This window comes from Flavobacterium xylosi (genome assembly GCF_042787345.1).
Taxonomy (GTDB): Bacteria; Bacteroidota; Bacteroidia; order Flavobacteriales; family Flavobacteriaceae; genus Flavobacterium; species Flavobacterium xylosi.
Genome location: NZ_JBHZPZ010000009.1, coordinates 150,960 through 165,169 on the forward strand (window position 1 = coordinate 150,960; position 14,210 = coordinate 165,169).

Here is a 14,210-nt window from a genome sequence, read left to right on the forward strand (position 1 = left end):
AAAATTTAACTCTAATATTATTAATATTTTTGTCTATTAGCTGACAGTAGTTGTTGAAGGAACGGTTTTTGTTTTTCAATCACTAATTCACTAAATTTACAGTATCAAATATATATTATGGATGATAATTTTTCACCAAGAGTAAAAGACGTTATAACCTATAGCAAAGAGGAAGCTTTGCGTTTGGGTCATGACTTTATAGGAACAGAACATCTGATGCTGGGTATCTTAAGAGATGGTAATGGGAAAGCAATTCAAATTTTGAATAATTTAGCTGTTGATCTAGATCATTTACGCAGAAAGGTAGAAATTCTAAGTCCGGCAAGCCCTAGCGTTGAAGTCAATGTAGAAAAGAAAAACTTGCATTTGACACGTCAGGCAGAACGAGCGCTGAAAACCACTTTTCTTGAAGCAAAAGTATTTCAGAGCTCCTCTATTAGTACAGCACATCTATTGTTATGTATTTTAAGAAACGAAAACGATCCAACAACCAAGCTATTGAATAAACTTAAAATTGATTATGATATAGCTAAAGAACAATATTTAAATATGACTCCAAACGACGAAGAATTTTTAGAAAACTTGCCAAGAAACGAATCGTATAATGACGATTCAGGACAAGATGACAGTCTTAAAGAAGGAACTTTTAATAATCCCGCCAATAAATCAAACAAAAAATCTAAAACGCCTGTTTTAGATAATTTTGGGAGAGATTTAACAGAAATGGCCGAAGAAGGAAAGTTAGATCCAGTTGTAGGACGTGAAAAAGAAATTGAGCGTGTTTCTCAAATTTTGAGCCGTCGTAAAAAGAACAACCCACTACTTATTGGTGAACCAGGAGTAGGAAAATCTGCTATTGCCGAAGGTCTAGCTTTGCGAATTATTCAAAAGAAAGTATCAAGAATCTTGTTTAACAAACGTGTTGTTACATTAGACTTAGCAAGCCTTGTTGCAGGAACAAAATATCGTGGACAGTTTGAGGAACGAATGAAAGCAGTCATGAATGAATTAGAAAAGAATGACGATATCATTCTTTTTATTGACGAAATTCATACTATAGTAGGTGCCGGTGGCGCAACCGGTTCTTTGGATGCTTCGAATATGTTTAAACCAGCTTTAGCAAGAGGTGAAATCCAATGTATTGGAGCTACAACCTTAGACGAATACAGACAATATATAGAAAAAGATGGCGCATTAGAAAGACGTTTTCAAAAGATTATTGTGGAACCAACCTCAGTTGTGGAAACTATTACCATTTTGAATAATATCAAAAATAAATACGAAGATCATCATAATGTTACTTACACACAAGAAGCAATTGAAGCTTGTGTCAAATTAACGGACAGATATATGTCGGAACGCTTCTTGCCGGACAAAGCTATTGATGCATTAGACGAAGCAGGTTCAAGAGTTCACATTACCAATATTGAAGTTCCAAAAGCAATACTGGATTTGGAACGCCAATTAGATGATGTTCGGGAATTGAAAAATGTTGTAGTCAAAAAACAGAAATATGAAGAAGCAGCTAAGCTTCGTGATGACGAAAAAAGAATTGAAAAAGACCTAGCAATTGCTCAGGAACAATGGGAAGAAGATGCCAAAAATAACAGAATTGAAGTTACAGAAGACAATGTTGCCGATGTAGTTTCTATGATGACTGGTATTCCGGTAAATCGTATTGCTCAAACAGAAAGCAATAAACTAGCGAAGCTACCCGAACTTATTGAAGGCAAGGTGATTGGACAAAGAGAAGCAGTAATGAAAATTGCTCGTTCTATCCAAAGAAATCGCGCCGGATTAAAAGATCCGAACCGACCAATTGGTTCCTTTATTTTCCTTGGCCAAACTGGTGTTGGTAAAACGCAATTAGCGAAAGTATTGGCAAAAGAACTATTCGATTCGGAAGATGCATTAATTCGAATTGACATGAGTGAATACATGGAGAAATTTTCTATCTCACGACTTGTTGGTGCGCCTCCGGGATATGTAGGATATGAAGAAGGTGGACAATTGACAGAGAAAGTTCGTAGAAAACCATATTGCGTTGTACTATTGGATGAGATTGAAAAAGCACATCCAGATGTTTTCAATATGTTATTGCAGGTTCTTGATGATGGTTATTTAACTGATAGTTTAGGCAGAAAAATTGATTTCAAAAACACTATAATTATTATGACTTCCAATGTGGGAGCCAGACAATTAAAAGATTTTGGCCAGGGAGTTGGTTTTGGCACTGCTGCCAAAGTAGCTCAGGCCGATGATAATTCGAAAAGTATCATCGAGAATGCATTGAAAAAAACTTTTGCCCCAGAATTCTTAAACAGAATTGATGATGTAATTGTATTTAATGCTTTAGAAAAACATCATATTGATTTAATTATTGAAATCGAATTGAAAAAATTGTTTGCTCGTGTCGCAGAATTGGGTTATCAACTAAGTTTATCTGACAAAGCCAAAGCTTATATTGCAGAAAAAGGATTTGACAGACAATTTGGCGCCAGACCATTAAAAAGAGCCATTCAAAAATATGTTGAAGATGCACTTGCTGAAGAAATTATTACTTCAAAAATTGCTTCCGGAGATGAAATTTTCATGGATATTGAAGATGGAGCACAGGAACTGACTGTACAGGTGCATAAAGCTGGTGAACCAACCAATTTATAATTTATCTCAATTTTAAATATTAAATAAACCCGTTAAGTTTTTATAACATAGCGGGTTTATTCTTTACACAAATTCAACTTTTTTTGAAAACAAATATTTACATTTGATTTAAAAAAAATAGATTAAATAAAATCAATTTATGTCTCAAAACAAAGTCATCCTGGGTAGCGAAGAATGGTGTTCATTCCCTGAATTAGGAATTCCAACAATAAAAGCCCGTGTCGATTCAGGTGCAAAAACATCCGCATTACACGCGATAAATATTGCGCCATTTATAAAAAACGAAGCCAATTGGGTGAAATTTGATATCAATCCTATTCAGAATAACCTAAAAACGGTGATTCATTGTGAGGCCCCATTGGTTGACAAACGCATTGTAAAAAGTTCCAGCGGATTTAGAGAACAACGCTATGTTATTCAAACCAACTTGAAAATTGGCGATTCGATATGGCCCATAGAAATGACATTGACTAATAGAGATTCAATGGGTTTCAGAATGCTTTTAGGACGTGAAGCTATGAGCGGCAGAGTTCTTGTAGATCCGGAACAAAAATATCTTTTAGGACAGCCTACATCTGACAGTTTGAAGGAACTTTATAAAAATTCCGAAAAAGCAAGTTCTGGTTTACGCATTGGTCTTTTAGCCAGTAATCCTGAATTGTATAGCAATAAAAGGATTATGGAAGCCGGTGAAATGCGGGGTCATGAAATGCACTTTTTGAATATCAAGGAATGCTACATGAAATTAGATGCAAAAGCACCTGAAATTCATTACCGAGGTGGAAAAATTTTAAATCAATTTGATGCTATTATTCCTAGAATTCGCCCCAGTATTACCTTTTATGGTTGTGCTTTGACACGTCAATTTGAAGCTTTAAAAGTTTTTTGTTTAAATTCTTCTACGGCAATTACCCAATCGCGGGACAAATTATATTCTTTGCAACTATTACTGAATCATGGCGTAGATATTCCTACCACTGGTTTTGCAAATTCGCCTTTAGACACTAACGACCTGATAAAAATGGTTGGCGGTTCTCCCCTGATTGTAAAATTATTGGAAGGTACACAAGGAAAAGGAGTGGTATTGGCGGAGACAAAAAAAGCTGCTGAAAGTGTTATTAATGCTTTCAAAAGTTTAAATGCTAATATCTTAGTTCAGGAATTTATCAAAGAAGCCAACGGGAAAGATATTCGCTGTTTTGTAATTGACGGTAAAGTGGTAGCTGCAATTCAACGCGAGGCGATGCCCGGTGAATTTAGAGCAAACATCCATCTGGGAGGAACGGCATCCATTATAAAAGTAACCAGTGAAGAAAAACGCATTGCAATTAAAGCGGCTAAAGCCATGGATCTAAAAGTTGCAGGCGTTGATATTATTCGTTCTGCAAAAGGGCCTTTATTACTTGAAGTAAATTCCTCACCAGGACTGGAAGGCATTGAGGGTGCTACCAATAAAGATATTGCAGGCGAAATGATAAGAGCTATTGAAAAGAATTTCAAATTGGATAAATAACTTTTATAGTCATAAAAAATGAATACCTATATTGATATTATACTTAGAAGCGTATCTGTTTATTTTTTTATGATTATTGCTTTGCGGATTTTTGGAAAGAAAGAATTATCGCAGTTAAACACTGCTGATGTTATACTAATTTTATTGATTAGCAATTCTGTACAAAATGCCATGGTAGGAAATAACACTTCTCTTTGGGGAGGATTAGCAGCGGCAACCGTGCTTTTCTTTATCAATTTTGTTTTGAAAAAATTGATGTACGAGTATAAAGGTTTTAGCGATTTTATGCAGGAAAAACCAGAAATTCTAATTCATGACGGAAACTTAGACTTTAAATCTTTAAGCAAATTAAACATCACTGCTGACGAGCTAAAAGAAGCTATGCGTGAACACGGTGTTGAAAATTATAAAGATGTGAAGCTGGCAATGTTAGAAATCGATGGAAATATAAGTATCATTTCTGGAGACAAAAACCTTATACAAACCCATTATAAAAGAAAAATCAGAAGAAAAAAGATTATAGTTTAAACTTCGTACTTAAAATTTTTCATGGTTTACAATATTATTTTCATAAATAAACCATTCGCTGAGGAATGGTTTTTTTATGAATTATAACTATCGAAATATTTTAAAGAAATAAACTTAAAGCGTAATAGACTAAGCCCGCTAAAATAGCTGAAATCGGAATAGTTAAAACCCATGCCCATAATAAACTTACGGTCATTCCCCAACGTACCGCCGAAACTCTTTTGGTAAGTCCTACTCCAATAATAGACCCTGTAATAGTATGTGTTGTACTTACCGGCACTTTAAAATGTTCTGTGAAGTACAAAGTTAATGCGCCAGCAGTCTCGGCAGCCACTCCTTCAAAAGAGGTGACTTTGGTGATTTTGGAACCCATCGTTTTTACGATTTTCCAACCGCCACTTAAAGTACCCACAGCAATTGCAGTATAACAAGCTAATGGGATCCAACCTGGCATAGCGCCTTTTATACCTTTGTCATCATCTGGAAGTACTACTTGCAACCAATCAGGAAGGGTAATAATATCGACACCGCTAGTGTGAATATAAACTGCTACGGCAGCAGCAATAATACCCATCACTTTTTGTGAATCGTTTCCTCCATGCCCTAAACTAAAAGCAGCAGAGGAGAGCAATTGCATTTTCTTTAACCAGGCTGTAGCTTGGTGTAAATTTAAGCTGCTAAATATTAAACAAAACAAACTTACTGTTAATATAATAAAGGCAACCAAAAACCATTTGATGTTATGAGATTCAAAAACAACACTCCAAAAATGAGAATCAAAACGAGGTTTTTCAATATCAGCATAATTTACCATCTGACCTTGTACAAACCAAATTGTCAAGACCATTAAGGACAACGTGAAAATTTTAGGAAAAATACTTTTTTTAGAAGCATTCAAAAGCCATATTGAGATCAAATAGGAAATTAAAGCACCTAATAATGGTGCCAAAACAATAAAAGCAGCAATGATAAAAACCCCAGATGGCATACCCCCGTCTTTACCTGCCTTGTACCAACTTACAATATTATACCAGTGTCTTGTATGAGCAACACCTTCTTCAACGATTGTATAATCAGCAAATCCATGAACAGCGATAGCGTGTGCCAATGCAGCTCCTGCAAAACCACCGATCAATGTATGTGAAGAACTGGAAGGAATTCCTTGCCACCAAGTAATTAGATTCCAGACAATTGCCGCAACAACTCCTGCCAGAATAACTGTAAGATTAATTTCACTGGTTTCCGCTGTTTTTGCAACAGTATTTGCTACACCTAAACCAAAAACCCAATAGGCCAAAAAGTTAAAAAATGCAGCCCAAACTACGGCTTGAAAAGGAGTTAAAACCTTTGTAGCAACAACTGTAGCTATAGCATTGGCAGCATCATGAAAACCATTTATGTAATCAAAAATTAAAGCCAAAACTATAATAACAATAAGTAAAGTCATAATGATTTTTTAAAAGAAATTTAAAAATTAAGAATGTTTTACCGAAATTGATTCCAAAACACTGGCAACACTCTTACATTTATCAGTTGCTGACTCTAAAACTGACAAAACTTCTTTGTATTTAATAATGTTTTTTACATCAGTTTCATTTTCAAAGATTTCGAAAACAGCTTTATTATAAACAGTATCAGATTTATTTTCCAGCTTGTTTATTTTTGCACAAGCATCAGTAATCTTCTTGATATTTTTTAAATTTCTGAGTTCTTTTACCGCTACATCAATATGTTGACACGCTTCAAGATTGATTTCTGTCAATTTCCTGATAGACTTAGTAATTTTATCTACTTGATATAAACGCATTCTGCTTGCCGCTCCATGAAGATAATCAGCAACATTGTCTATTGAAGTAATCAAAGAATGGATATCTTCTCTATCAAATGGAGTAATGAAATTTCTACTTAGCTCAAGATTGGTTTGACGTGTTATGTCTTCTCCTTTTTGTTCTAAGATATCTATTTTTTGAAAAAGAACTTCACGCTCTTTTAATGGAAGATTTACAGCTTCATGCAAATTAGAAGCCAGTTCAATTAAATTACTTGAAGCTTGTTCGAAAAGAGGAAAAAATTTTTTATCTTTAGGAACCAAAAATTGGAAAATACTATTTAATGACATTTTATTAATTTTAGAGTGCAAAAATACTTCTTTATTTTATGTTAACGTTAGGTTAATATCAACAAATCGTCTTCAATCTGAAAACTGTTCAAAAAAGAAACTGATTTTTCTATATCGTAATGCAAAATTCGATCTTCTTTTACCAATGGCACTTCTTCACGATAAGCACCTAAAAACATTTCAATAAAATCACTCGATTGCAACGGTCTTCTATATTCAATTGCTTGGGAAGCATTCATTAATTCAATAGCTAAAATTCGCTCCAAATTATCCATAACTCGCAACGCTTTTGTAGCTGCATTAGCTCCCATACTTACATGATCCTCTTGTCCGTTACTAGACACTATGCTATCTACACTTGCTGGAGTTGCCAATTGTTTATTTTGACTTGTAATACTGGCAGCTGTATATTGTGGGATCATTAATCCTGAATTTAAACCTGGATTATCCACCAAAAATGCAGGGAGACTGCGCAAACCTGAAATCAACTGATAGGTCCTTCTCTCAGAAATGCTTCCTAATTCAGCTAAAGCAATTGCCATGAAATCCAATGCTAATGCCAATGGTTGGCCATGAAAATTACCTCCGGAAATTATTTGGTCGCTTTCAAAAAATATATTGGGATTGTCTGTCACCGAATTGATTTCTGTTTTAAAAACTTTTTTCACATAATCAATCGCATCTTTTGATGCACCGTGAACCTGTGGCATACATCTGAAAGAATATGGGTCTTGAACATGCTTTTTTTCCTGCTCAATAATTTCACTACCTTCAAGAATACTTTTTATTCGATTAGCAGTTACAATCTGTCCTTTATGAGGTCTGATAAAATGGATTAATTCATTAAAAGGCTCAATTCTTCCATCAAATCCTTCAAGTGAAATCGCACCTATTAAATCGGCCAAATAGGAGAATTTATTAGCTTTCATAAGTATATGTGCCCCATAAGCACTCATAAATTGCGTCCCGTTCAACAAAGCCAGACCTTCTTTCGATTTTAAAACGATAGGTTCCCAATTGAAATGTTGTAAAACTTCACTAGAATGGACTTTCTTCCCTTCAAAAAACACTTCACCTTCACCCAATAAAGGCAATGACAAATGCGCTAATGGAGCTAAATCACCTGAGGCTCCCAGGGATCCTTGCGTATAAATTATAGGTAAAATATCATTATTGTAAAATGCGATCAAACGTTCGACTGTTTGCAATTGTATTCCTGAATGACCATAACTCAAAGATTGAATTTTAAGCAGCAACATCAGTTTAACAATTTCATTTGGCACTTCTTCACCTGTTCCACAAGAGTGCGATTTCACAAGGTTTTCCTGAAGTTTTGACAAATTTTCGTTTGAGATTTTCACATTACAAAGTGACCCAAAACCAGTATTTATTCCATAAATGGGCGCTGAATGCGTCTCCATTTTTTTATCTAAATAATCCCTGCATTTCTGGATATTAATTTTTGCTTCATCCGATAACTCCAATGATTTATGGTGAGCGATAATTTCATGCAGAGCTTCTAAAGAAAGTACTTCTGTACTTATATAATGTGTATTGTCCATTTCACGTTGTGTTTAATTGTCCAAAATTCAATAAATCAATATTAAAAAGCAACATATTTTATTGATAATTTAAAATTCATGTTTTAAAAAGCCTAATACATAGATTTCATGCAAATAATCCTATCTTTACTATAATTGTTTAAATCTCTTTCTATTTGTTTTCAAATGATTACAATTCATATTTTAAAAAAATCAACCTAATTTATTGATTTAAAATCAAAGAAAATCATACAGAGTCCAGTACAAAAAGAGATAAAATTAGAATTTAAGTTTAAAAAAACACTTTAAATTACTCGTCAATAGCTTCAAATTTCAAAGAATTATAAGAATAGCTCCAATAAATAGCCAGTAAATTAAACAATACCTAATTTTCATCCGATTGCAATTGAATTTTTGAAATATTCGTAAAAAACATAATTTAGTGCTGCATTTTTTATAAAAAACTGTATTTTTGAAAAACATAATGACAGCTAATAGAACTAAATATCAATCTTCGATAACAACTCAAATTTGGGTTGCAATTTCTGTTACTTCTACATTTACAACTACAACGACTACTACCCCTTAGGGGTACACAATTCACATATAATCCTATTTTATATTTTTCTTTTTTTTAAAGGGGGAAAGATATTGGATGTATAAATAGTGTTTCCTTTTTTATAAAATAAAACAAACAAAATGAAAGTATTAAAATTTGGCGGAACTTCGGTAGCCAATGCACAAAATATAAAACTGGTCCTGGACATAGTCATCAATAAAGCACAAGAGGAAAAATTAATAGTAGTCGTTTCTGCTTTTAGCAAAGTCACTGATTTACTGCTACTCGCTTCGCAAAAAGCAGCTGCCGGGGATGAAATTTTCAAAGAAATTCTTGCCGAAATAGAGAAAAAGCATTTAGATGCTTTAAAAGAATTTATTCCCGTAAGCGAACAAAGCAGTTTGTTAAGCCATGTCAAAAGAATTGTAAATCATCTTGAAACTTTACTGGATGGCTGTTTTCTTTTGGGCGAATTATCGAACAGAACTTCGGACACTATTCTAAGTTTTGGTGAATTATTATCTTCGTACATAATTTCTGAAGCGTTAAAACAAAATCTAAAAAATAGCAGTTATAAAGACAGTCGCGAATTAATAAAAACCGACAATCATTTCGGGAAAGCTACCGTAAATTTTGAAGTTTCAAATCAATTAATTGCTGATTTTTTTGCTTCTAATGAGAATCAAGTGGTTGTAATGCCCGGATTTATTGCCGCTTCACTTGATGGCATAAATACTACTTTAGGTCGTGGTGGTTCTGATTACACAGCTGCAATTCTAGCAGGAGCCTTGAATGCATCCGAATTAGAAATTTGGACTGACGTAAACGGAATGTATACTGCCAATCCAAAAATTGTAAAACAAGCACAACCTATTGCTTTCATTTCGTATCAGGAAGCGATGGAGTTGTCGCATTTTGGTGCCAAAGTTTTATATCCGCCAACCATTCAACCCGTATTGAAAAAAAATATCCCAATTCTGATCAAAAACACTTTCGAACCAGAAGCAGAAGGAACCTATATTTCAAATCAGGAAATGGCTCACACAAATCCTGTGAAAGGAATTAGCCATATCGATAATATAACTTTAATTACTCTTGAAGGACCTGGAATGATTGGTGTTGCAGGTTCATCCAAAAGACTTTTTGAAGTATTATCACATCAAAATATCAATGTAATTTTTATTACTCAGGCTTCATCGGAACATTCTATTTGTATCGGAATTTTAAATTCGGATGCTGATGTGGCTGAAGAGGCAATCAACAAAGCTTTTGAAATTGAGATATTACAAAACAAAATTGATCCCTGTATCGTTGAAAAAAACCTTTGCATCATTGCTTTGGTTGGCGAAAACATGAAAAACCACCAAGGTTTAAGCGGAAGAATGTTCAGCACTTTAGGGAAAAATAATGTAAACATAAGAGCAATTGCCCAAGGCGCTTCTGAAAGAAATATTTCGGCGGTCATCAACGAAAGGGACGTTAAGAAAGCTTTGAATTCTTTACACGAAAACTTTTTTGAAGAAAACACGAAACAGTTAAACCTATTTGTAATGGGTGTTGGAAATGTGGGGGAGAAATTCATTGAACAAATTAACCAACAAAAGAAATTTCTTAAACACAATCTGAAAATAAACCTACGCGTTATTGCGTTGTCCAATTCCCGAAAAATGTATTTTGACGAGGATGGAATCGCTTTAAAAGAATGGCAGTTTTTACTAGAAACTGGGGAACCTGCTGACAAAGAAAAGTTCATTGCAAATGTAAAAGAACTCAATTTACGCAACAGTATTTTTGTTGATATTACTGCAAATGAAAGCGTATCCAAAACCTACGAACAGTATTTGAAACGCAATATTGCCGTAGTAACTTGTAACAAAATTGCTTGTGCATCGGAGTATGACAATTATAAAAAACTAAAAAAACTATCCAGACAATTCAACGCTCCGTTTCTGTTTGAAACCAATGTTGGAGCTGGATTGCCAATTATTGATACGGTCAAAAATCTGATTGCATCTGGTGATAAAGTGAATAAAATTCAAGCTGTTTTATCAGGAAGTTTGAACTTTATCTTTAATAATTTTGACGAAAAAAACACTTTTCATGATGTCGTAAAAGAAGCTGGCGTACAAGGATTTACAGAACCGGATCCTAAAATTGATTTGAGCGGAATTGACGTTGCCAGAAAGATATTAATCCTAATTCGAGAAAGTGGTTACAAAATGGAAATCGATGAGATTGTAAACGAATCTTTCATGCCTGCTGAATGTTTGGATACTACTTCGAATGAAGCTTTCTTTGAATCCTTAAAAACACATGCGGCTCATTTTGAAACTATTTATAAAGAAGCGTTGAGCAAAGATTCCCGCTTGAAATACGTGGCGCAATTCGAAAACGGAAAAGCAAATGTTGGATTGCGATTCATTCCTAAGGATCATCCTTTTTACAATCTGGAAGGAAAAGACAATATTGTTTTGTTCTTTACGGATCGTTATGTGGATCAACCTATATTGATAAAAGGTGCCGGTGCCGGAGCTGCAGTTACCGCTTCAGGAATATTTGCTGATGTAATCAGAATTGGAAATGTGTAAAGACGCGATTAATCGCGTCTCTACCAAATAATAAAAACTATGAATGAAATAAAAATATTTTGCCCTGCCACAATCGCCAATCTATCCTGTGGATTTGATGTCCTTGGACTTTGTCTAGAAACGGCAGGTGACGAAATGATTATTCGGAAATCAGACATAAAAGGGATTCGCATCACTAAAATTGTGGGTGCCGACTTGCCTTTAGAAACTGAAAAAAATGTTGCCGGAGTATCTGCTTTGGCTATGTTGGAAGCCATTGAAACCGAATTTGGATTCGAAATCGAAATCTACAAACACATCAAAGCGGGAAGCGGAATTGGAAGCAGTGCAGCCAGTTCAGCGGGAGCCGTTTTTGGAATCAACGAGTTATTGGGAAGACCATTTACCAGAAAAGAACTGATTTTATTTGCGATGCAAGGTGAAAAACTAGCCAGTGGAAACGCTCATGCTGATAACGTTGCTCCTGCCCTTTTGGGTGGCTTTACGTTGGTAAGAAGTTCAAATCCGTTGGACATTATCAAAATAGAAAGTCCATCCGAATTGTACGCAACCGTGGTTCATCCTCAAATTGAGTTGAAAACTTCGGATGCGCGTTCGGTATTAAAACAAACTGTTTCCCTGAAAAGTGCCATTATACAATGGGGAAATGTAGGCGGATTAATTGCCGGATTATACACCAAAGATTATGACTTAATCGGACGTTCGTTGCATGATGAAATCGTAGAACCGTTACGAAGTGTATTGATTCCAGGATTTGATTTAATAAAGCAAACTGCTTTAGAAAATGGAGCCTTAGGTTCCGGGATTTCGGGTTCCGGTCCTTCTATTTTTGCTTTAAGCAAAGGAAAGGAAACCGCTGATAAGATAGCCAAAGCCATGAGCGCGGTATATGACACCATGAATTTACCGTATGAAATTCACGTTTCTAAAGTGAATGATGAGGGAATGAAAATAATTAGTTAATACAATAATAAGGAGATTGCTTCGTGCCTCGCAATGACAAAAAAATGAAATATTACAGTTTAAACCATAACGCACCAAACGTTTCTTTTCAAGAAGCAGTAATACAAGGATTAGCAACTGATAAAGGATTGTATTTCCCGGAAACAATTACTCCGCTTCCAAAGTCTTTTTTTGATAAAATCGAAAATTTAAGCAACGAAGAAATCGCTTTTGAAGCGATCCAACAATTTGTGGGTGACGAAATCCCTGAAGCCACTTTAAAACAAATCATTGCCGAAACTTTATGTTTTGATTTCCCTGTGGTCGAAGTCGAAAAAAGCATTTATTCCCTTGAATTATTTCATGGTCCAACGATGGCTTTCAAGGATGTAGGCGCGCGATTTATGTCGCGTTGTTTGGGTTACTTCAACAAAGACAACAAAAACAGTAGAAACACCGTTCTTGTAGCGACTTCTGGAGATACTGGTGGTGCTGTGGCGAGCGGTTTTCTTGGTGTGAAAGGCGTTGAAGTCATTATCTTATATCCATCCGGAAAAGTGAGCGATATTCAGGAACGACAATTGACTACTTTAGGGCAGAATATTAAAGCGCTTGAAGTGGACGGCGTTTTTGATGATTGTCAGGATATGGTGAAGAAAGCATTTTTGGACGAAAGTTTAAAACATAAAAACCTGACTTCGGCGAATTCGATAAATATTGCACGCTGGTTGCCGCAAATGTTTTATTTTTTCTTCGCGTATAAAGCATTAAAGAAACAAAACAAACCCTTAGTTTTCTCTTGCCCAAGTGGGAATTTCGGAAACATTTGCGCCGGTATCATTGCCAAAAAAATGGGATTGCCTATCGAACATTTTGTTGCGGCTACGAATGTGAATGATACGGTTCCACGATTTTTAGAAAACGGAATTTACGATCCTAAACCTTCTATAGCAACGATTTCTAATGCGATGGATGTTGGAAATCCAAGTAATTTTATCCGAATTCAGGAAATGTATCAAAATGATTTGGAGCAGTTCAAAAAAGATTTTTCATCCTTTACGTTCTCAGATGCAGATACTTTACAAGCCATGAAAACAATTTACAACACTGACGGTTACATTGCAGAACCACACGGAGCAGTTGGGTATCTTGGATTGAATAAAGAATTACAAAACCACCCTAATGCAATTGGTATTTTCTTAGAAACCGCCCACCCGATAAAGTTTTTGGATACGGTTGAACCAACATTAAACGTAAAATTGCCGATTCCTAAACAAATTGAAAGTGTTTTAGGAAAGGAAAAAGTAAGCGTAAAAATTAAAACGTATGAGGAACTGAAATCTTTTTTGGCATAACATTTCAATATCCAGACCAAGATAAAAATACAAACCGACTGAGTAGTAATTTTCAGTCGGTTTTTTTTATTGAAACTAGTGAAATTTCATTTATTAACTAAATTAGCTTTCTGTCAGTAAAATCATTAAATTTGATTAAATTTTGCAATAATCTTGCACTATTGAAATGAATTAAAAACTAGCATAATTTAAAATTGAAGAATTCAATAACATAAAAATACCTATAATGACAGAGGGAATCAATTTAAATAAAAATTGGATTTATAAATATGGTCCGTTTAATCATGCAGGATTCAAGTTATAAATGCAACTTTTTGATTAAACATATAATTAGGTGTTTCAAAATTAAATCTTTTTCTTGGTCTATTGTTTAATTTCTCTTGTATTTCTATAATTTTCTC

9 protein-coding genes and 1 pseudogene are annotated in these 14,210 nt (G+C 34.7%); 6 read left to right on the forward strand and 4 right to left on the reverse strand.

Features of this window, described 5'->3' with window-relative positions; all coding sequences use genetic code 11:
* The first annotated feature begins 117 nt into the window (after nucleotides 1-117).
* The 3 genes from ACFX5E_RS09430 to ACFX5E_RS09440 all read left to right on the forward strand — a co-directional run bounded on the left by ACFX5E_RS09430 (nucleotide 118) and on the right by ACFX5E_RS09440 (nucleotide 4,705).
* Nucleotides 118-2,664 (forward strand): ATP-dependent Clp protease ATP-binding subunit, encoded by a 2,547-nt coding sequence (locus ACFX5E_RS09430; RefSeq protein ID WP_379854950.1) that lies wholly within the window; start codon nucleotides 118-120, stop codon nucleotides 2,662-2,664.
* 139 nt (nucleotides 2,665-2,803) lie between these two features.
* Nucleotides 2,804-4,177 carry a 30S ribosomal protein S6--L-glutamate ligase gene (gene rimK, locus ACFX5E_RS09435; RefSeq protein WP_379854951.1) on the forward strand — a complete coding sequence of 458 codons (1,374 nt, stop codon included), beginning with the start codon at nucleotides 2,804-2,806 and terminating at the stop codon, nucleotides 4,175-4,177.
* A gap of 18 nt (nucleotides 4,178-4,195) precedes the next feature.
* Complete coding sequence (locus ACFX5E_RS09440; RefSeq protein WP_379854952.1) at nucleotides 4,196-4,705, forward strand: DUF421 domain-containing protein; 510 nt, start codon at nucleotides 4,196-4,198, stop codon at nucleotides 4,703-4,705.
* A gap of 100 nt (nucleotides 4,706-4,805) precedes the next feature.
* Here the strand turns inward: ACFX5E_RS09440 and ACFX5E_RS09445 are convergent, their stop codons facing one another.
* Genes ACFX5E_RS09445 through hutH form a run of 3 tightly spaced genes read right to left on the reverse strand, consistent with a single transcriptional unit; the run spans nucleotide 4,806 to nucleotide 8,386 of the window.
* Complete coding sequence (locus ACFX5E_RS09445; protein WP_379854953.1) at nucleotides 4,806-6,152, reverse strand: inorganic phosphate transporter; 1,347 nt, start codon at nucleotides 6,150-6,152, stop codon at nucleotides 4,806-4,808.
* Between the two features lie 27 nt (nucleotides 6,153-6,179).
* Nucleotides 6,180-6,824 (reverse strand): DUF47 domain-containing protein, encoded by a 645-nt coding sequence (locus ACFX5E_RS09450; RefSeq protein WP_379854954.1) that lies wholly within the window; start codon nucleotides 6,822-6,824, stop codon nucleotides 6,180-6,182.
* A 47-nt stretch (nucleotides 6,825-6,871) separates the two neighbouring features.
* Nucleotides 6,872-8,386: a histidine ammonia-lyase gene (hutH, locus tag ACFX5E_RS09455; RefSeq protein ID WP_379854955.1), complete on the reverse strand. Its 1,515-nt coding sequence runs from the start codon at nucleotides 8,384-8,386 to the stop codon at nucleotides 6,872-6,874.
* Between the two features lie 678 nt (nucleotides 8,387-9,064).
* Between hutH and thrA the strand changes: the two genes are divergently transcribed.
* The 3 genes from thrA to thrC are packed head-to-tail and all read left to right on the forward strand — an operon-like array spanning nucleotide 9,065 to nucleotide 13,809.
* Nucleotides 9,065-11,512, forward strand: coding sequence for a bifunctional aspartate kinase/homoserine dehydrogenase I (gene thrA / locus ACFX5E_RS09460; RefSeq protein ID WP_379854956.1), 2,448 nt, complete (start codon nucleotides 9,065-9,067; stop codon nucleotides 11,510-11,512).
* A 39-nt stretch (nucleotides 11,513-11,551) separates the two neighbouring features.
* Nucleotides 11,552-12,475 carry a homoserine kinase gene (locus tag ACFX5E_RS09465; RefSeq protein ID WP_379854957.1) on the forward strand — a complete coding sequence of 308 codons (924 nt, stop codon included), beginning with the start codon at nucleotides 11,552-11,554 and terminating at the stop codon, nucleotides 12,473-12,475.
* Nucleotides 12,476-12,519: 44 nt separating this feature from the next.
* Nucleotides 12,520-13,809 (forward strand): threonine synthase, encoded by a 1,290-nt coding sequence (gene thrC / locus ACFX5E_RS09470; protein WP_379854958.1) that lies wholly within the window; start codon nucleotides 12,520-12,522, stop codon nucleotides 13,807-13,809.
* 293 nt (nucleotides 13,810-14,102) lie between these two features.
* On the opposite strand, the pseudogene ACFX5E_RS16250 reads toward thrC, so the two are convergent.
* A pseudogene (locus ACFX5E_RS16250) lies at nucleotides 14,103-14,210 on the reverse strand (IS30 family transposase); the annotation flags it as partial.